Origin of the sequence: Streptomyces sp. NPDC059895 (genome assembly GCF_042731035.1) — a bacterium.
Lineage (GTDB): Bacteria > Actinomycetota > Actinomycetes > Streptomycetales > Streptomycetaceae > Streptomyces.
On record NZ_JBHWKO010000016.1, the window covers coordinates 25362 to 44552 of the forward strand.

General features: G+C 74.5%; 15 protein-coding genes and 1 pseudogene. 4 read left to right on the forward strand and 12 right to left on the reverse strand.

Going from position 1 to position 19191, the window contains the following annotated elements:
- Positions 1 to 21: 21 nt before the first annotated feature.
- The 6 genes from ACFV9M_RS19940 to ACFV9M_RS19965 form a co-directional block, all read right to left on the reverse strand.
- Positions 22 to 1587, reverse strand: a complete 1566-nt coding sequence (locus ACFV9M_RS19940; protein WP_385069670.1) for a CHAD domain-containing protein — start codon at positions 1585 to 1587, stop codon at positions 22 to 24.
- Positions 1588 to 1615: 28 nt separating this feature from the next.
- A complete protein-coding gene (locus ACFV9M_RS19945) occupies positions 1616 to 2518 on the reverse strand; it encodes an STM4011 family radical SAM protein (protein ID WP_385069668.1) in 903 nt (300 codons plus the stop codon).
- A gap of 9 nt (positions 2519 to 2527) precedes the next feature.
- Positions 2528 to 3874: an STM4012 family radical SAM protein gene (locus ACFV9M_RS19950; RefSeq protein WP_385069667.1), complete on the reverse strand. Its 1347-nt coding sequence runs from the start codon at positions 3872 to 3874 to the stop codon at positions 2528 to 2530.
- Positions 3871 to 4695, reverse strand: coding sequence for an STM4013/SEN3800 family hydrolase (locus ACFV9M_RS19955; RefSeq protein ID WP_385069665.1), 825 nt, complete (start codon positions 4693 to 4695; stop codon positions 3871 to 3873). Before ACFV9M_RS19955 ends, ACFV9M_RS19950 begins: the two co-directional genes overlap by 4 nt.
- A 118-nt stretch (positions 4696 to 4813) precedes the next feature.
- Positions 4814 to 5983: an STM4014 family protein gene (locus ACFV9M_RS19960; RefSeq protein ID WP_385069663.1), complete on the reverse strand. Its 1170-nt coding sequence runs from the start codon at positions 5981 to 5983 to the stop codon at positions 4814 to 4816.
- Between the two features lie 78 nt (positions 5984 to 6061).
- On the reverse strand, positions 6062 to 7021 hold the full coding sequence (locus ACFV9M_RS19965; protein ID WP_385069662.1) for an STM4015 family protein: 960 nt from the start codon (positions 7019 to 7021) through the stop codon (positions 6062 to 6064).
- A gap of 171 nt (positions 7022 to 7192) precedes the next feature.
- Between ACFV9M_RS19965 and ACFV9M_RS19970 the strand changes: the two genes are divergently transcribed.
- Positions 7193 to 7519 carry a hypothetical protein gene (locus tag ACFV9M_RS19970; protein ID WP_385069660.1) on the forward strand — a complete coding sequence of 109 codons (327 nt, stop codon included), beginning with the start codon at positions 7193 to 7195 and terminating at the stop codon, positions 7517 to 7519.
- Between the two features lie 235 nt (positions 7520 to 7754).
- A pseudogene (locus ACFV9M_RS19975) lies at positions 7755 to 8003 on the forward strand (DUF6745 domain-containing protein); the annotation flags it as partial.
- Between the two features lie 136 nt (positions 8004 to 8139).
- Here the strand turns inward: ACFV9M_RS19975 and ACFV9M_RS19980 are convergent.
- The 3 genes from ACFV9M_RS19980 to ACFV9M_RS19990 form a co-directional block, all read right to left on the reverse strand.
- On the reverse strand, positions 8140 to 9339 hold the full coding sequence (locus ACFV9M_RS19980; RefSeq protein WP_385069712.1) for a phosphatidylserine/phosphatidylglycerophosphate/cardiolipin synthase family protein: 1200 nt from the start codon (positions 9337 to 9339) through the stop codon (positions 8140 to 8142).
- 181 nt (positions 9340 to 9520) lie between these two features.
- The gene (locus tag ACFV9M_RS19985; RefSeq protein ID WP_385069659.1) at positions 9521 to 10240 is read right to left on the reverse strand and encodes an FAD binding domain-containing protein; all 720 of its coding nucleotides are present in this window, start codon (positions 10238 to 10240) and stop codon (positions 9521 to 9523) included.
- A gap of 617 nt (positions 10241 to 10857) precedes the next feature.
- The gene (locus ACFV9M_RS19990) at positions 10858 to 12021 is read right to left on the reverse strand and encodes a M23 family metallopeptidase (RefSeq protein ID WP_385069711.1); all 1164 of its coding nucleotides are present in this window, start codon (positions 12019 to 12021) and stop codon (positions 10858 to 10860) included.
- Positions 12022 to 12359: 338 nt separating this feature from the next.
- Here ACFV9M_RS19990 and ACFV9M_RS19995 point away from each other — a divergent pair, with 338 nt between their 5' ends.
- Positions 12360 to 12530, forward strand: a complete 171-nt coding sequence (locus ACFV9M_RS19995; protein WP_385069657.1) for a hypothetical protein — start codon at positions 12360 to 12362, stop codon at positions 12528 to 12530.
- Between the two features lie 18 nt (positions 12531 to 12548).
- Here ACFV9M_RS19995 and ACFV9M_RS20000 read toward each other — a convergent pair whose 3' ends face one another.
- Positions 12549 to 15923 carry a pyruvate carboxylase gene (locus ACFV9M_RS20000; protein WP_385069655.1) on the reverse strand — a complete coding sequence of 1125 codons (3375 nt, stop codon included), beginning with the start codon at positions 15921 to 15923 and terminating at the stop codon, positions 12549 to 12551.
- Positions 15924 to 16114: 191 nt separating this feature from the next.
- On the opposite strand from ACFV9M_RS20000, the gene ACFV9M_RS20005 reads away from it, so the two are divergent.
- On the forward strand, positions 16115 to 17911 hold the full coding sequence (locus ACFV9M_RS20005) for a protein kinase (RefSeq protein WP_385069654.1): 1797 nt from the start codon (positions 16115 to 16117) through the stop codon (positions 17909 to 17911).
- Between the two features lie 161 nt (positions 17912 to 18072).
- Here the strand turns inward: ACFV9M_RS20005 and ACFV9M_RS20010 are convergent, their stop codons facing one another.
- The gene (locus ACFV9M_RS20010; RefSeq protein WP_385069653.1) at positions 18073 to 18267 is read right to left on the reverse strand and encodes a hypothetical protein; all 195 of its coding nucleotides are present in this window, start codon (positions 18265 to 18267) and stop codon (positions 18073 to 18075) included.
- A gap of 164 nt (positions 18268 to 18431) precedes the next feature.
- Positions 18432 to 19142 carry a beta-glucanase gene (locus ACFV9M_RS20015; RefSeq protein WP_385069651.1) on the reverse strand — a complete coding sequence of 237 codons (711 nt, stop codon included), beginning with the start codon at positions 19140 to 19142 and terminating at the stop codon, positions 18432 to 18434.
- Positions 19143 to 19191: the final 49 nt, after the last annotated feature.

Consider the following 19191-nt stretch of genomic DNA (forward strand, 5'->3'; position numbering starts at 1 on the left):
CGCAGGCGCACGTGCGGCCCGTCAGGAGCGCAGTGCCTTGCGCAGGCGGGGCCGTGAGGCGCGTCGCCAGAGATCCGGCAGCTGCCGTTCCCGTTCGGTGGCAGCGGCCTGTTCGCGGCCGTGCAGCAGGCCCCAGGTGAAACCGGGTTCGCCGGCGGCGTGGGCGGCCACCGCGTGCCGGCGCAGGGTGTCGCGGGCGACGACGCTGTCGTGGTGGTCGCCGAGCGCCTGCTGCACCGCCTTGACGTGCTTGGTCATACGCCGTGCGGGCTTGCCGAGCGCGGGACGGGCCGCCTCGGCCGCGTACCGGAGGCGCTTGGCGCCCTTGCGGGCCTGGTGGAGGGCGGCGTCGCGGTCCGCGCCCGGGGACGTCCGGTCGGCCCGCTCGATGCGGCGGGCCAGCCGGTCGTGCTCCTTCCCGATCGCCCCGGGCAGGACCTTCGCCGCCTTGCGGGAGGCCTTGGCGCGCAGGGGCGGGTGGGTGGCCAGCCGGTCCAGTGACTCCAGGAGGGCCAGGTGGCGGGCGGAGGAGAGCGCCCCGAGGGTGCGTGCGCGGGCCTCGGCCGACCGGTGGGCGTCCCAGGCCTGGAGGCGGGCGGAGACCGGGCCGAGAACCAGCTCGGGGGGCAGGTCACTTACGTGTCCGCGCAGCCGCTCCAGCAGCACCTCCTGGTCGCGTTCGGCACCGAGTTCACCACCGAGCCACTTCAGCTCCTCCCGGAGCGGGTCGGTGACCTCGCGGTCGAACAGCGAGCGGTACGAGCGCAGGCAGCTGCGCAGGCGCCGGCAGGCGACCCGCATCCGGTGCACCGAGTCCGGCAGTCCGCGCCGGACCGCCGGGTCGAGGTCCACGAGGGTGCTGACCTGCTCGCGGACGTAGGCGAGCACCTGTGCGCCGGCCGAGCCCGGGGGCAGCTCGGCGGGGCGGTCCGGGGCGGGCTCGCCGTCCGCCGGCGTCCGCGTGTCCGGGCCGCCGCGCGGAGCCGTCTCCGCGAGGGCGCGGCTCAGCTTGGACGGGGTCCTCAGCAGGGTGAAGCCCTCTTTGCCGAGTGCCTTGTCGACGCGTTTCAGGACGGCCGGGTCGGTGTTCTCGGCGAGTTCGACCTCCAGCTCCGTCCACGCCGTGTGCCCGCCGTCGGGGCGCAGCGAGTCGGCCTCGACCCGGTCGAGGACGATCTCGGCGACGCGGGTGCCGTCGGCGTCCACGAGGTCGCGCGCGGTCCGGTGGGAGCGGATGCGGACCACCGGTGCGAGGGGGGCGCCACGGGTCCGGGAGAGCGCCAGGTCCCGCAGCCGGCCGGGGACCTCCTCCTGGAGGGGCGCGCGGATCTCGTCGCGGGTGTCGTCGCCCAGCGGCAGCTTGAGGTGCCAGCCGGCGTCCGGGCCGCCCGTGCGGCGGCGCAGGGTGGCGGAGCCTCGGGTGAGCCGCAGGTCGGCGGTGTCGTAGTACACGGCGTCCAGGTCGTGGGTGCCCGCGTCGACCAGTGAGGTGCCGTTGCCCCCGCCGGTCAGCGCCGAGAGCCGGGGGAAGCCGCCCGGCGCCGGCACGTCGTACTTGTGTTCCGTCTCCTGTGTCGACTGGGTCATGTCCTTCCGGTTGACAGGTTGCGCGGAATCAAACCTCCCCGGCGCCCGCCCGTGCGGGGAACGGCAGGTCGACGGGCCCGCCGCGGGCGCCGGCCGCGGGGACGCGCTCCAGGACGCCGCCCGCGAAGACGTCGTACAGGGGCAGCGTCTCGAGGTGGACGTAGCCGATGTGGCAGTCGCAGACGGCCTGGGGGCAGGGGCGGGGGCGCAGGGCGGCGCGGTAGGAGCCGTCGTAGAGGTTGCCGAGGGCGGTGGGGACGAAGTGGCAGCGGCGTACGGTGCCGTCGCCGTCGACGGAGATCACGGACTCGCCGGTGCGGCAGGGCAGGCCGGCGCTGCGGTGCGGGTGGCGGCTGTAGGGGAACAGCGGGTCCAGGGCGGTCCACGCGGCGGCGTCGGCGTCCGGGTAGGTGTGTCCCTCGGCGGCGTTCACCCACAGGTAGACGTGGTCGGGGAGGTCGGCGCGCAGCCGGCGGGCGGCTTCCAGGTGGTCGGGGAGGCCGACGACGCCGACGCTGAAGCGGATGCCGCGTGCGGTGAGGTCGCGGCACTTGGTGAGGAACCGCTCGTAGGGGGTCTGGCCGGGGTGGTAGGTGCACCACAGGGCCAGGGTGCCGGGGTCGGCGGCGGCGAGCCAGTCGGTGCGGCAGCTGAGGTTGGTCTGGATCGCCACCCGGCGGATGTGCGGCAGGTGGGACAGCTCGGTGAGGGCGCGCCGGTACCAGGAGCGGACCAGGCCCTCGCCCCAGGGGGTGAACAGGATCGACAGGCGGTCGTCGGTGCGGTCGGCGGCCCAGGCGGTGAACCGTTCGAGGGCGGCGCGGTCGGCGCGGAGCCGGTCGCCGCTGTCGCGCCGCTTGGCGAACGGGCAGTAGGGGCAGTCGTAGTCGCAGGAGGCGAGGGGGCCGCGGTAGAGGAGGGTCAGGTCCATGCGGGCCGGTCACTTCCTCTCGTAGGCGGCCATGGCGGCCCGGACGGCCGGGGAGAACAGCTCGGGGCCGACGGCGTCGGAGTGGGCGAGGCCTTCGGGGGTGAGCCGGAGGGTGCCGGGGTCGTCGTCCGTCAGCCAGCCCCGGTCGGCGAGCCGGGCGAGTTCGGGGGCGAAGTCGTCGATGGGGGTGCCGCCGAAGCGGGCGCGGTAGTCGGACAGGGGCAGGCCGTCGGCCTGGAGGAGGGACTGGAGGAGGTGGCGGCGGCGGGCCTCGTCGGCGTCGATGCGGCGGCCGTACTCGGCGTGGGCGAAGTCGGCGGCCGGGCGGGAGACGTAGTCGTCGATGATCCCGCGGATCTCGTGCATGCCGACGGCGTAGTCGAAGGAGTAGTGCAGGGCGGCGGTGTAGGAGCGGGCTCCGCAGCCGAGGCCGATCATGCCGTCGGTCTGGCAGGCGTAGTCGTCCGCGCCCTGCGGCGGGGCGTCGGCGCGGCGGAACATGCGCATGGACTGCTGGGTGTAGCCGTGGGCGAGGAGGTGGTCGCGGCCGGTGCGGTACAGGCGCAGCCGCTGCTCGTCCCAGGCGGGGTCGGGGCCGGTGCGGCGGCGGTCGAGACCGGTCAGGGGGCGGACGTAGAGGGGGTAGAGGTAGAGCTCCTCGGGGAGCCAGGCGAGGGCGGCGTCCAGGGAGCGCCGCCAGGTCTCCTCCGTCTGGCCGTCGATGCCGTAGATGAGGTCGATGTTGAGGACCGGGATGCGGGTGTCGCGGACGCGGGCGAGGGCCGCCTCCACGTCGGCGCGGCGCTGCGGGCGTACGGCGGCCCGGGCCTCGGAGTCGACGAAGCTCTGCACGCCCAGGCTGAGCCGGGTGGCGCCGCGGTCGGCGAGGACGGCGATCCGGTCGGCGGTGGCGGTGGCCGGGGAGGCCTCGACCGACAGGGGGACGGCCCGCAGGTCGGCGCCCATGCGGTGTTCGGCGATGTCGCAGAGGCGCTCCAGTTCCGGCGCGTCGAGGAAGGTCGGGGTGCCGCCGCCGAAGGCGGCCGTGGCGAACCTGACGCCGTCGCCCTCCCCGAGGGCCTCGCGTACGGCGGCCGCCTGGCGTTCGAGCGCGTCCAGGTAGGCGCCGGTGAGGCCGTCCGGGGCGCCGATGCGGGTGAAGAGGTTGCAGAAGCCGCAGCGGACCTCGCAGAACGGTATGTGCAGGTAGAGGGAGAGGGCGTCCGTGGGTTCGGCGGCCCACAGGTCCGTCAGGGCGGGGCGGTCCGCCAGGCGGCGGTAGGCGGTCTTGTGCGGGTAGGCGTAGACGTAGCTCTGGTACGGGCTGGTGCGGGTGGGCCCGGGGGCGATGGTCATCGGGCGGCCTCGGCGGGGTCGGCGGGGTCGAGGAGGAAGTGGGCGTAGGGCACGGTCCAGACGGACGCGTGGCCGAGGCGGTGGCCGGTGTAGCCGTCGTCGCCGTAGGCGGTGCCGTGGTCGGAGCAGACGATGGCGAAGCAGCGGCGCCGGCTGCTCGCGGCGGCGAAGAGGCGTCCGATGTGCCGGTCGACGTACTCCAGGGCGGCGGCGTGGGTCTCCCGGGTGTCGCCGGCCTCGCGGGTGGCGCCGGGCAGGTGGAACCAGTTCGGCTGGTGCAGGGCGGACACGTTGACGAAGAGGAACAGCCGCTGCTCGGCGGGGAGCCGGCGGACGACGCGTTCGGCGCGGGCCACCTGGTTCTCGAAGGAGTGCGGCGAGGTGACGCCGAACTCCGCCTCCCAGTGGGACTCCTGGAAGAGGCCGGGCAGCACCGAGCCGAGGGGGCCCTGCTTGTTGAAGAAGCCGACTCCGCCGACGCACACCGTGTGGTAGCCCGCCCTAGCGAGGCCGGAGACGAGGTCGGGGGTGTCGTAGACGAAGGTGCGGCCGGCGGTGGTCTCGCTGCCCGCGAAGCTCGCCGCGAACAGGCGCAGGTGGGGGCCGGGGGCGGCCGGCGTCGGCAGGAAGCCCGCGAAGATCGCCTGGTGGGAGGCGTAGGTGAAGCTGCCGGGGGCGTGTCGCTCCTCCCAGCGGCCGCCCGGCAGGTGGCGGGCGAGGTGGGGGATGCGGCCCGCCTCGGCCAGTTCGGCGGCGACGTCGTGGCGCAGGGTGTCGAGGGTGACGAGGAGGATGTCGTGGCTGCCGACGATCTCGTTCATGTCGGGCTCGCCCGGTGCCGTCACGGGGGCGGTCGCAGCGGGCGGCGGGGAGCCGGGCATGAGGACTGCGCCGGGCGGCGGGGAGCCGGGCACGGAGGCGGCAGCGGGTGGCGGGGGCTCAGGCGTGGGGGCGGGCGAGGCCATGCGGGCTTCCTGTTCTGTGTCCGTGCCGGTGGTGCGCGGGGGCGTGGGCGCGCAGGGCGGCGGCGACCTGGGCGGCGTAGGTGTCGAGGCCCTCGGCGCCGCTGCCGGGCAGGCCGGTGAGGCGGGGCAGCAGGTCACCGAAGGCGTTGACCTCGCCGACGGCGGCTCTGCGCCAGCCGACGGCCGGCAGCAGGTCGACGCCGACGCACAGGGTGCGGGGGAAGCAGGCCGCGGCCTGTTCGCACACCCCGAGCAGATCGGCCCAGCGCGCGCCCGCCGCCTCGACGGCCTGCCGGGCCGCGTCGAGGTCGCCGCGGCGGCCGCCGAGGTGGAGGTTGGTCAGCGGGGTGCGGCTGGTGCGGACGACGGCGTGGGTGGCCCGGCCGGCCACGACGACGACTCTCAGGTCGGCGGCGCGGCCCTGCTGGGAGGCCTTCGGCAGCCAGCGCTCCAGGTGCAGCCCGTCCGGGGCGAGGGCGTCGACGACGGCCGCGAGGTCGCGTTCGTCCTCGTAGCGGCGCACCTTGAGGGAGTTGAACAGACGGCCGTCCGGGGTGAGTTCGACGGAGGTGGTGGCCCGGATCCGCCCGGCACCGCCCGCTTCCACGGCGAGCACGCCCGACCCGGACGAGCCGTGCGCGGGCTTGACGAACAGCCTCGGCATCCGGTGCTGCCGCATCAGCGCCCGGACGTCGTCCCAGCCGCGCACCGGCGCGGCCCCCGGGCCCGAGGTGGGCGAGTCCGGGACCGGGACACCCGCCGTGTCGAGGACGGCGTGGCAGCGCCGTTTGTCGAACAGCACGGCGAGGTCGTCCGGGTCGGCGAGGCGGATGCCGCCGCGCAGGCCCCGCAGCGCGGCGGTGAATCCGGCGTACCAGCGGGCCGAGCCCTCGACCCGGGTGGGGTCGTGGACACCGCGCAGCAGCCGGTCGACGTCCGCGTTCTCCCCGGGGGAGTCGACGCGGACGAGTTCGTCCGCGTCGAACCCGGCGCCGCCGGCGCGCAGCACGTCCGTCCAGGGGACGACGCGCGGGCCGGGCAGCCCGGCGGCGCGCACCGCGTCCGTGAAGAGGGCGACCCGGCGGTTCTCGGGGTTGCCCACGACCGCGAAACGCGGCCCGGGGTCAGGGACCGGTCGGTGCATGGCGTCTCCTCGGCGGGCGGGCGCCGCGGGGGCGCGGGGTGGGGGCGGGTCGTCGCATGAGGGGCGTGGTCGGCGTGGTCACTCCCCCACGGCCACGTACCGCCACACCGTGCCGTCGTCGTCGTGGTCCTCCTCGGCGTCGTCGCGGTCGAGGTCCACTTCGACGCCGGCGGTCTCCAGGGACCGGCGGACGCGTTCCTGGAGGTCCTCGCTGAGGTAGTGGTGGTGGAGGTCGAGCTTCCTCAGGTGGGTGAGCGGCTGTCCGGCCAGGAGGGCGGAGGCGCCCTCGTCGGTCAGGACGCCCATGGACAGGTCCAGCATCTCCAGGCGGGCGACCACGGGGGCCGAGGCCACGGCGGTCGCGACGGCGTCCTGTATCTCGCTGTTGTGCAGGGCAAGGTGGCGCAGGCTCGGCAGACGGGCGCCGGACAGGATCGGCTCCAGGTCGGCGGCCTCGGCGTCCCCGCCGTACTCGGGGGTGCCGAGCCACAGGTCGAGGTGCTCCAGCGCGGGCAGGTCGCTGGCGGCGATGCCGCGGACGGCCTCCGCGGGAAGGCCTCCGGTCTCCACGGTCAGGTGGCGCAGGCCGGTGTGGCGCAGGGCGGGGAAGCGCAGCCCGGATCCGCCGCGGACGCCGAACTCCACGAGGTCGGGGAAGGCGGCCAGCAGGGGGGTGACGTCGGTCTGCCTGATCCAGGAGATCTCGCACTCCTCCATGACCATGTCGCCGAGGAACAGCGCCCGCAGGGCGGGGAAGCGATCCCGGGCGGCCACCAGCGCCTCGATGACGGCAGTGGGGTCGCTGTCGTACGCCTCCTGCCAGGCGCCGACGATCAGGGCGCGCACCCGGGTGGTGTCGACGGTGTCGCGGAACCGGGCGAAGGCCCGCGGCCACTCCTCGTCGGCGTCGTACACGTCGCTGGTGATCCGCCAGGCGACGGCGTCCGGCTCCGGCAGGTCGTCCGTCCGCTCGTCGGGGCCGGGGAAGGTGTACGCGGGCAGCCGGTACAGCGCGTGGAGGTGGTCACCGATGGTCATGCGGCTGCTCCTGGGGAGAGGTTCGGGTGCGTCGTGCGACGACGGCAGTTGTACCAACACGCACTGACAACGCGGCGGGCCGGGGCCGCCGTTCGGCGCGTTGTCAGTGGCGGCCCCTACGGTCGTCGTCATGGGGCCGGCGCACGGTGTGCCGGTGGAGGGGAGGACGTCGTGTACCGGCAGGGAGACGTGCTGATCGTGCCCGTGGCCGAGGAGACGGTGCCGCCGCGTGTGGGCACCGCTCCCCGGAAGCCGCGCGACGGACGGGGGCGGCTGGTGCTGGCGCTGGGCGAGGTCACCGGCCATGCCCACGCGGTGGTCGGGCCGGGGGAACTGGTGCGGGAGCCGGGTCCGTTCGGGCCGCTGCTGACGCATCTGCCGCAGGGCGGCCGGGTGGTCCACGAGGAGCACGCGGCGATCCCCCTTCCCCGGGGCTGGTACCGGGTGGTCCGGCAGCGGGAGTACGTGCCCGGTTCCGTGCGGATCGTGGCGGACTGAGCGGGGTGGGGCGGAGGGTGACGGAGGATCGGATGACCACGACGGACGTGCCGGCCGGACCGGACGCGGGGGCCGCCGGCGGCAGTGTGGGGTTCTGGCACGCGTGTGCCGCGGCGACGGGGCCCGCCGACCGGGCGCGGGCCGAGGCGGGTGTCCGCCGGGCCTACCGGCAGGCCGGTCTGGCGGAGCCGGAGCGGGTGCTGTGGGCCGGATCGCCGAGAGAGGCGGTCACGCTGAGCGCTACCTCGCCGACTCCGGGGCGCGCCCGCTGCACCGGGACGGGACGGGCACGCTCTGGCGGATCGACCTCGACGGCGACGAACCGGTCGTGATGGTGGAGGTCCTCAACTCCACGCCGGAGCCGGACGGAAGCCGGCGCACGTACTGGCTGAGGGTCCCGCCGCCGACGCGGACGGCCCGGGAGGGGGTCGCCTGGACGTTCGGACTCGGGCCGGAGGCGTACGCGCCGCTACGGGAGACGTGATCCCGGGGGCCGTGCGGCGGCCGCTCCCCGGCCCGGCGGATCGCGGACCGGCCGTGCGGCGGCCGCTCCCCGGCCCGGCGGATCGCGGACCGGCCGTGCGGTGCGGTCCTCGGCACGCCGCACGGCGGGCGGGGCGTCACAGGAACCGCCGGACGGGGGCCACCGCGGCCTCCCGTAGCCGCTGGGCCACGGGGCGCCGACGCCAGCGCACGGGGTCCACGGCCTCCCCCCGCGCCCAGTCCCGGTCGAAGTCGTCGTCCAGCTCCGCGGTGAAGTGCTCGTCGAGCACGGCGAGCATCACCTCCTCGTCGTGCTCCATCGACCGCCGGTTGAAGTTCGTCGACCCGATCAGCGAGGCGACGCCGTCCACCGTCATGATCTTCGTGTGCAGCATGGTCGGCTGGTACTCCCGGATCTCCACCCCCGCGTCGAGCAGCGTCTGGTAGTACCGCTGCCCGGCCAGCCGGCAGGCCCGCTGGTCGGTGTGCGGGCCGGGGATCAGGATCTGCACCGCGACCCCGCGCCGCGCGGTCGCGGCGAGCAGGTCGACGAAGTAGGCGTCGGGGGCGAAGTAGGCCGTGGACAGCCGGAAGCGTTCCTCGACGGAGGTGAGCACGACGCGGACGAGCGTCTGCATGTCCTGCCAGCCGAAGCTCGCCGAGCCGCGGACCACCTGGACCGTGGCGCGGCCCGGCTGTTCGTGCTCGGTGAACAGGTCGCGCTCGTCGTAGAGCGTGTCGTGGCACTCGGCCCAGTTCTGGGCGAAGGCGGCGGCGATGCCGTCGACGGCCGGTCCGCGCAGCCGCACATGGGTGTCCCGCCACTCGGCGGGGGTGCGGGCGTCCCCGCACCATTCCTCGGCGATGCCGACACCGCCCGTGAAGGCGGTGTCCTCGTCCACGACGAGTGCCTTGCGGTGGCAGCGGTGGTTCTGCTTCAGCGGGGACAGCCGCGCCGGACGGCGGAACCAGGCGACCTGGACCCCGGCGTCCTGCATGGCGTCGAGGAGCCGCTGTTCGATCTCCTTGGCGCCGAAGCCGTCCAGCAGCAGGCGTACCCGCACGCCGGCGCGGGCGCGTTCGGCCAGCGCGTCGGCGAACTCGTGGGCTATGTCGCCGCGCCAGTACACGAAGGTCATCATGTCGACGGTGTGGCGCGCGGAGCGGATGGCCGACAGCATCGCGGGGAAGATGGCGTCGCCGTTGCGCAGCGGGACGACTTCGTTGCCCTCCGTCGCCGCGATGCCGAGCAGCCGCTCCAGGCGTCTTCGCAGCCGCTGCTTGCGGGCCTCGGCGGCGCCCGTCTCGCCGCCGGTCACCCCGCCCTCGGTCACCACCGCGCCGTCCGCCACCGGTCCGTGCAGCACGTCCGCCTCCTCGTCACGCGTCCATGAGGTCCCGGCGGGTCTGGGGACCCGCCGGCGGCGTACGTATACCCGGCGCGTCCGCCGCGACGCAGAGCCCCGGAGGCGCGCTTGGCGGGAGGGGGCGGAGGCTTGGCGGCGGAGAGGAGGAGGGTCAGTCGGCGAGGCGGCCCAGGACCTCCTGGACCTGGCCGCGCACCGCCTCCCGGGCGGTGGGGTCGAGCGCGCCGAGGTCCGTGCCCTCCAGGGCGTCGAGGACCTCGTCGGCGCCGGCGTCGCAGGGGACGGTCGCGCCGAGCACCTCGTAGCCGTCGCGGGCGGCCACGCGCAGGCGCCTGTGTCCGTCGCCGTCGGCGTGGACCGCGGCGGCCACGACGAAGGGCGGCTCCCCGCCCGGGTCGGCGGCCAGCTTGCGGTAACCGGTGACCAGGGGCTCGTCCCAGCTGATCGAGAGCAGCAGCTGACGCTTGGCCACGACTTCGGCGAGGTCCGTCTCGTGGACCCGGTCGGCCTCCAGGACCGTGGCGCGGGCTTCGAGGACGAGAGCGGGGGGCAGCAGACAGCGCAGGGTGCTGCCGACGATGTTGCCGCCGACCGTGGCCGCACGGCGTACGGCACCCGTGCCGACCGTGCCGGCCGCCCGCCGCAGTACCTCCGGCACGGTGTCGTCGACGCGGCTCAGCAGAACGGCCGAGCCCAGGGTCCCGCGGGCGACCGTGGTGGCTTCGGGCAGATTGCGCAGGGACATGGCCACTTCGGGGAAGCCGTCCCGTTGCCAGGTCGCCCAGACCAGGGTGGCACCGCCCACCGGGACGGCCCCTTCCGCGAGGCACTCCTGCGCTTCGGATATGGAGGTGGGAAGACGCAACAACACGACAACCGACCTGCCTTCCCGGGAAGGTGGCGGAACGGAACCGATTCCTCCGCCAAGTGATCACTGGCAGACCGGATTGTGCCCATAATCGAGGGGGCGCGTATAGGGCACACGACCGCCAACTATGCGCCCCTCATGTCGAGGGCGGCTCCCCCGAGCGCCGGAGCCGCCCGGGAGATCCCGCTGCGGCGGGCTCAGCGCCCCGGAATCCGCCGCCATGTCCTACGTCCCGCGTCCCGCCACGCTCGCTGACGCGCCCGCCGTCACCGGCCTGCTCAACGCGATCGATGTGATCGAAATCGGCCAACCCGAGACGGACCCGCCCACTGTTGCGGCCGACCCGAGACACCCGGAGACCGACCTGGCGCAGGACTCCTGGCCGGCCTTCGACGGGGACCGGCGGTCGCCCACGGGCCGCTGTGGGACGAGTCGGGAGGCGAGCGCGTCGACGTCGACCACTGCGTCCTGCCCGACCGCCAACAGGCAGGACGGCTCGTCCTGGAGCCGATGGAGGCACGCGCGCCGCGCAAGGCGCGCGACAACGGCGTCGCGCGAGCCGTGGTGCACCCGCACCTCGACACGAGGCCCCACGCTCGACACCGGCCTGGTCCGTCGTCTCAGCCGCCCGAGGCCAGCCAGGGCTGCGGGTCGGCGTAGTAGCCGTCGTAGATCACCTCGAAGTGCAGGTGCGGGCCGGTGGACAGGCCGGTGGAGCCCGCCCGGCCGAGGACGGTCCCGGTCTGCACGCTCTGCCCGACGGCGACGTCGAGGGCGGAGAGGTGGCTGTACGTCGTCTCCAGGCGTTTGCCGTCGATGGTGCCGTGGTCGACGACGACACGGTTGCCGTACGCCTTGGTCATGGCCGCGAAGACCACCTGGCCCTGGCGTGCGGCGAGGACCGGCGTCCCCTGGGGCGCGGCGAAGTCGACGCCGGTGTGGAGCTTGGTGACGCCGGTGAGGGGGTGCTGGCGTGAGCCGTACGGGGAGGTGACGGTGAGGGTGCCGAGGGGGGCGGCCAGGATGGCGTCCGCCGTGCCGCCGCCGCTCGAGGTCTCCTGGTCGAACGCCTCGTAGCGCGGGAGGAGTTCCTTCACCTCGGCGAGGTAGGTCTTCGCTCCGGCGGGCACGCCCGCGGCCCCGGCCACGGCGTCGGTGCCCACCGCGTACGCCGCGAGGGTCAGGTCGACGAGGTCGCCGGTGACGGTGCCCTCGGTGCGCAGGTCGGTGACCTTCCCGGCGAGGGAGCAGTCCTGCCGGCCGAGGGCCATGACAGCGTCGGCCGGATCGCGGGGCGAGGACCGGCCGTTGCCGTCGTCGTCCTTGCCCCAGGTCCGCCACTCTGCGTCCGTGAACCCGGCGATGCCCTGCTCACCGGAGGCGCCGCCGGTGTCGTTGTTCCAGCCGGAGAGCTGGTCGATCTGGGCGGCGAGCACGGACGGGGTGACGACCGTGCAACTCGCGGCGGCCTTGCGCAGCCAGGGCACATAGCTCTCGTCGACGCCGTTCACGGTGGTCGTCCCCGCCTCCTCACCCTCGGTCCAGTCCGAGGGGAGGCCGCCCGTCAGGGCGAGGAAGCCGGCGATCGCTGACAGGGTCAGCAGGCCCGGCAGCACCAGCAGGGTGAAGGGCCCCGGGCCGCGGCGGCGGGGGCGGGCCCCGGCCGGTTCCGGGTCGGCGGGGGCGGGCGCGGGGGCCGGGCCGGGCGTCGGGTCCGCGGGGGGCTGCGCCACCGGGTCGGGCGCCGGGTCGGCCGCGTCGGACCGTCCCTCCACGGTGTCCACCTGGTGCGGTCGCGTCCCGTGCGGTCGTGTCCCGACGGTGTCCTCGTCGTTCACGTCACCGGCCGCCACGGGGAGATGCTGTTGTTCACGGGCGGACGGTAGCGCGGGACGCGGCGGCCGTCACCGGACGGACGGGCAGAGGGAGTCGGCCCCGGGGGCAGACCTGGCGTGCACGGAAGGTCGTGCGCCTGGGCCGTGGGTGCGGGCGCGGCACGGGACACCGGTGTACGGGGGCGTCCCGTGCGGGTCGCTCCCGCCCCCGCGGCACCGGGGCGGCGGCGGTGGCTGTCGGTGGCCGTTGGCAGAGCTGTCAGTGGCCGTTGGCAGAAAGGCCGCCCATGGGCCGACGCCGGGGCGTCCTGGGTCGGCCGACGCACCACCACTACCTGTCGGAGGCGATGACGCTGCGTCCGCGGGAGGCCGTCGAGCCGTTCGGCGTCCGGGTGAACCTCGACGGGCGGGAAGAGGGGGAGGCCGAGGACACGCGGTTCGTCGCCGCCGGGGAGTGAGCCGCCGCCTCCACCGGCTCAGCCCACCTCGACGAGCAGGTCACCGCCCTCCACCTGCTGGATCCGGTTGATGGCCAGTCGGCTGACGCGGCCGGCCCGCGGGGCGGTGATGGTGGCCTCCATCTTCATCGCCTCGATGGTGGCGACCGTGGCGCCGGCCTCCACCCGGTCGCCCTCGGCGACCGTCAGCGTCACCACGCCCGCGAACGGGGCGGCCACGTGGCCGGGGTCGGACCGGTCGGCCTTCTCGGTCACCGGGACGTCCGAGGCGACCGCCTTGTCACGGACCTGGATGGGCCGCAGCTGGCCGTTGAGGGACGACATCACGGTGCGCATGCCGCGCTCGTCGGCCTCGCCGACCGCCTGGAGCTCGATCAGCAGCCGCACACCGGGTTCGAGGTCGACGGCGTACTCCTTCCCGGGGCGCAGTCCGTAGAAGAAGTCCTTGCTGTCCAGGACGCTGGTGTCGCCGAACGCCTGGCGGTGGGTGTCGAAGTCGCGGGTCGGGCCGGGGAACAGCAGCCGGTTGAGGGTGGCGCGGCGGGTCTTCTCCAGGCCTTCGCGGTCCTGCGTGGACAGCTCCGTCACGGGCTTGGGCCCGGCGCGGCCCTGGAGGGCCTTGGTGCGGAACGGCTCGGGCCAGCCGCCGGGCGGGGTGCCGAGTTCGCCGCGCAGGAAGCCGATGACGGAGTCCGGGATGTCGTAGCGGTCCGGTGCCGTCTCGAAGTCCTCGGGGCTCACCCCGGCGCCCACGAGGTGCAGGGCGAGGTCGCCGACCACCTTGGAGGACGGGGTGACCTTGACCAGGCGGCCGAGGATGCGGTCGGCGGCCGCGTACATCGCCTCGATGTCCTCGAAGCGGTCGCCGAGGCCGAGCGCGACGGCCTGGGTGCGCAGGTTGGACAGCTGGCCGCCGGGGATCTCGTGGTGGTAGACGCGACCGGTGGGCGAGGCGAGGCCCGCCTCGAACGGGGCGTAGATCCGGCGGACGCCCTCCCAGTACGGTTCGAGGTCGCCGACGGCCTGGAGGTCGAGGCCGGTGGGGCGCTCGGAGTGGTCGGTGGCGGCGACGAGCGCCGACAGCGACGGCTGCGAGGTCGTCCCGGCCATGGACGCCACGGCGCCGTCGACGGCGTCCACGCCGGCCTGGATCGCGGCGAGGTAGGTGGCGAGCTGGCCGCCCGCGGTGTCGTGGGTGTGCAGGTGCACCGGCAGGTCGAACTCGCGGCGCAGGGCGGAGACCAGCGTGGCGGCGGCGGGGGCGCGCAGCAGGCCGGCCATGTCCTTGACGGCCAGGACGTGGGCGCCGGCCTCGACGATCTGCTCGGCGAGGCGGAGGTAGTAGTCGAGGGTGTAGAGGCGTTCGTCCGGGTCGGACAGGTCGGAGGTGTAGCAGAGGGCGACCTCGGCGATCGCCGTGCCGGTCTCGCGTACGGCGTCGATGGCGGGCCGCATCTGGCCGACGTCGTTGAGCGCGTCGAAGATGCGGAAGATGTCGACGCCGGTGGCGGCGGCCTCCTGGACGAAGGCGTCGGTGACCTCGGTCGGGTAGGGGGTGTAGCCGACGGTGTTGCGGCCGCGCAGCAGCATCTGGAGGCAGATGTTGGGGACGGCCTCGCGCAGGGCGGCCAGCCGCTCCCACGGGTCCTCGGCGAGGAAGCGCAGGGCGACGTCGTAGGTGGCGCCGCCCCAGCACTCCAGGGAGAGCAGCCCGGGCAGGGTGCGGGCGACGACGGGGGCGGCGGCCAGCAGGTCCTTGGTGCGCACCCGGGTGGCGAGCAGCGACTGGTGGGCGTCGCGGAAGGTGGTGTCGGTGACGCCGATGGTGGGCGACTCGCGCAGCCACCGGGCGAAGCCCTCGGGACCGAGGCCGACCAGCCGCTGCCGGGAGCCCGCGGGCGGCTCGGTGCCGGGCAGCGGGGGCAGCTTGGTGACGGGGTCGACGAGCTGGGGCCGCTCGCCGTGCGGCTTGTTCACCGTGACGTCGGCGAGGTAGGTGAGCAGCTTGGTGCCGCGGTCGGCGGAGTGGCGGGCGGTCAGCAGGTACGGGCGCTGCTCGATGAACGACGTCGTGACGCGCCCGGCCTGGAAGTCGGGGTCGTCCAGGACGGCCTGGAGGAACGGGATGTTCGTGGCGACGCCGCGGATGCGGAACTCGGCCACGGCACGCCGGGCCCGGCCGATCGCGGCCTGGAAGTCACGGCCCCGGCAGGTGAGTTTGACCAGCATCGAGTCGAAGTGCGCGCTGATCTCCGTGCCCGCGTGGGTGGTGCCGCCGTCCAGGCGGATGCCGGAGCCGCCGGGGGAACGGTAGGCGCTGATGCGTCCGGTGTCGGGGCGGAAGCCGTTGGCGGGGTCCTCGGTGGTGATCCGGCACTGGAGGGCCGCGCCGCGCAGGGTGACGGTGTCCTGCGACAGGCCGAGGTCGGCGAGGGTCTCGCCGGAGGCGATGCGCAGCTGGGCCTGGACCAGGTCGACGTCGGTGACCTCCTCGGTGACCGTGTGCTCGACCTGGATGCGCGGGTTCATCTCGATGAAGACGTGCCGGCCGTCGCGGTCGAGGAGGAACTCCACGGTGCCGGCGTTGCGGTAGCCGATCCGGCGGGCGAAGGCGACGGCGTCGGCGCAGATCCGCTCGCGCAGCTCCGGGTCGAGGCCGGGCGCGGGGGCCAGCTCGATGACCTTCTGGTGGCGGCGCTGGAGCGAGCAGTCCCGTTCGAACAGGTGGATGACGTCGCCGTGGCCGTCGGCGAGGATCTGCACCTCGATGTGGCGGGGGTCGACGACGGCCTTCTCCAGGAAGACGGTGGGGTCGCCGAACGCGGACGCCGCCTCCCGGGACGCCGCCTCGATCGCCTCGCGCAGGTGCGCCGGGTCCTCCACGCGCCGCATGCCGCGTCCGCCGCCGCCCGCGACGGCCTTGACGAACACGGGGAAGCCGATCCCGTCGGCCGCCCGGACCAGTTCGTCGACGTCGGTGGACGGCTCCGACGAGCCCAGCACGGGCACGCCCGCCTCCCGGGCGGCGGCGACCGCGCGGGCCTTGTTCCCGGTCAGCTCGAGGGTGCGGGCGTCGGGCCCGACGAAGGTGATGCCGGCCTCCTCGCAGGCGCGGGCCAGTTCGGGGTTCTCGGAGAGGAACCCGTACCCCGGGTAGACGGCGTCGGCGCCCGCCCGGCGCGCCGCCCCCACGATCTCCTCGACCGAGAGGTACGCCCGCACGGGGTGCCCCGGTTCGCCGATCTCGTAGGCTTCGTCGGCCTTCAGCCGGTGCAGCGAGTTGCGGTCCTCGTGCGGGAAGACGGCGACCGTGCGCGCGCCCAGCTCGTAGCCGGCCCGGAACGCCCGGATCGCGATCTCACCACGGTTGGCGACCAGCACCTTGCGGAACATGTGGATCCCTTCAGCCTGCCCGGTGACGGGACCATCGTGTCCGTGCCGCCCCGGGTGTGCCATGTGAGTCGGGCCACTCCGTGGGCGTTCTCCGCCCGGCCGGAGCCGCCGCGGGAGGCTCCCGCCGCGGGGGTACGGGCGCCCCGGCCGGCCGGGGCGGGGTGTCGGTGCGGGCAACTAAGCTCCGGCGCATGAGTGAGGCGGACAGCGGCAGACGGGTCGTCGACGGACGGTTCGAGCTCCGGGCACGGCTCGGTGGCGGCGGCATGGGGACGGTGTGGCGGGCCATGGACCTGGTGCTGCACCGGAGCGTGGCCGTCAAGGAGGTCCGGCCGCCCGATCCGGGGCTGGCCGAGTACGACCCCGGGGCGGCCCGGATGCTGCGGGAGCGGGTGCTGCGGGAGGCCAGGGCGCTGGCCCGGATCGACCACCCCAACGTCGTGACGATCCATCACGTGGTCGACGGCGGCGAGGGAAGCTACCCGTGGATCGTCATGGAGCTCGTCGACGGCGGTTCGCTGGCCGACCGTCTCGCCCGTGGGCCGATGGACCCCGTGGAGGCGGCACGCATCGGCCTGGACGTCCTCGCCGCGCTGCGCGCCACGCACGACGCCGGGATCCAGCACCGCGACGTCAAACCCGCCAACGTGCTGCTGCGCACCGACGGGCGTCCCGTCCTCACCGACTTCGGCATCGCGGCGATCCGCGAGGCGACCGCCCTGACCGCGACCGGTTCGGTCATCGGCACGCCGGACTACATGGCGCCGGAGCGGGTGTCCGGCCATGACGGCGGACCCGCCTCCGACCTGTGGTCGCTGGCGATGATGCTGTACGTGGCCGTGGAGGGCCGCCACCCCCTGCGCCGTGGCACGACACTGGCCACGCTCGCCGCCGTCCTCAGCGAGGACGTGCCGCGACCGGAGCGGGCCGGGCCGCTGACGGACGCGCTGACGCGGGTCCTCGTACGGGATCCCTCGGCACGGCCGGACGCGGCCGCGTTCGAGCGGATGCTGGCGGACGCGGCACGGGGGCGGGTGCGGGTACCGGAGGGCACCGAGGCGGAGGCGCGGGGGAGGGTACCGGAGGGCACCGAGGCGGAGGCGCGGGGCCGGGCGGAGGCGCGGGGGCGGGTGCGACGGGAGCCGGGGCCGCAGACCCGGACCTCCTATCCTCTGGCCCCACCGCAGGGGGTGCCGGGTGGGGAACCGGTGACGGCGGCAGGCGCGTCCGGGCCTGTGCGGGCGACCCCGGCGGCGTGGGACGGGCCCGCCCCGTCCGGGCCGGCGGCTGCCTGGACCGGTCCGACGCCGCCCGTGGGCGTGCCCGTACGACGCTCCGGGCGGCGACCGCGCCTGCTGCTCCTCGGTCTGCCGGGGACGGGAGTGCTGCTCGCGGGTGTCCTCGTGTGGGCGCTGTCCGGGCAGGACGCCGATTCCGGAAGCGGGAACGGCTCCGGCTCGGGGAACCGGGCGACTGCGTCGGCCACGGCGACCACGGAGGCGACCACCGGTGCCGCGGCCGGGACCGGCACGACCGACATGCTGACCCCCGACGGCATCCGTACCGCGATCAAGGCCTTCGAGGAGGAGACCGGCCGCGACCGCTACGGCTCCTTCTCCGTGTATCCCGAGTACGTCTCGGCATATCTCATGGTCGAGGGCAGCGACACCAAGTACGACTCGTACACCTACCGTCCCGGCGAGGGCGTGCGGAAGGGCATCGTCAAGGGCACGCTGCCCAGCAGCCGGCAGCCCGTCAGTCTGGACGGCTTCGCCTGGGACCGGGTGCCCGCGCTGCTCGCCGAGGCGGAGGAGAAGCTGAACGTGGACGACCCGGAGAACCGCTACCTGCTGGTGACGCAGCCGAACACGATCTTCGACAGCCCCGCGGGCATGGCCGTCTACCTCAGCGACGCCTACAACGACAGCGGTTATCTGGAGGCCGACACCAAGGGCCGGGTGACCAAGGTGATGCCGGCCGACGGCTGACGGTCGTCGGCTGTCGCTTCCGACGGCCGGCGTGCCACGACCGAACGAGGCCGTCGTCGGCCGACCGCGTGCAGCACGGCCGGCCGACGACGGCCACGTCCGGTCGGTGGTCGGTGGTCGGTGGTTGTGGTCTCCCATGGGTGTTCGTCAGGCGGTGCTGGTCAGTCCCGGGCAGCGTCCATCAGTTGCTGCAACCGGACCATGCAAGGGGCGCAGTGGCGGTCGGTTTCATGTGCGGCCGTCGCTCCTGCGGCCAGGAGAGCGGTTCCGCACAGGCTGCTGTCGTGGTGTCGGGACACCACGTGCCACACCAGCTCACCGCCGCCCGACGCCAGACCCACCTTCATCTCGTACACGGCTCTTCCCTTCTGCCGGGCATGTCTCCAGCAGACCGCGTACGCCGCCCCGCGTCCCGTCGGGTTGGGCCGTTCGGGGGAGTCCGCGGGCAATCCGCCACCGAACGGCCCAACCCGTGTGGCGGGGACGCCCGCGCCGTGGCAGGCCGGGCCCCTGCGCCCGCTCAGGCGCGCGCCGGCCGCCGCACGGTGAGGGCCGACACCTCGAAGGACATCGCCGTCTCCTCCGGTTCGGGCGCCGGGTGGTAGCGGCCGGCGCACACGGACAGGTTCACGATGAGATAGGCGTGCCAGTCGCGCCCCACGCCCCGGTGGTCGGCGAAGACCCGTCTGCCGTTGAGGCTCCACACGACGTTGCGGGAGCCGAACTCCACCCTGAGGTCGATCCAGCCGCCGGGGCGCACGGCCTCGTCGCGGTGGTACCGGTGGGCGTCGCGCACATGGTTGGAGAGCTCCAGCAGGTCGGGGTTGTCCGGGTGGTACTCGAACACGTCGATCTCCTGGTCGCCGTCCCGCCAGGTCCAGATGGCGGGCCAGGCCCCGATCTCCACCGGCAGCCGGACCCGGGCGTCGAGGCGGTCCCCCGTCCGGACCGTGAAGCCGTCCTCGCTGCCCTCCGTGGTGAGCAGCCCGGCGTCCCACAGTCCGTCGTCGCGACGGGTGGCGCGGAAGGTGCCGCCCCGCGAGTACGCGGGGTCGGACACCAGATGGTCGAGTTTGTTGTCGTTGCGGTTGGTCGGCCCGCCGTCGGGATAGGCCCATGACCGGCCTGCGACCCACTGACTGGACGAAGCGAAATCGGCTCTGAAGCAGACGTCGGTCACTGGCGTCCTCCTCGTCCTCGCACGCTGTGCGTTGTGCGCTGTCCGGGGCATCCCCGTCACCGCGGCGGACATGCGGCGACGGGCGCGGCGAGCCACAAAG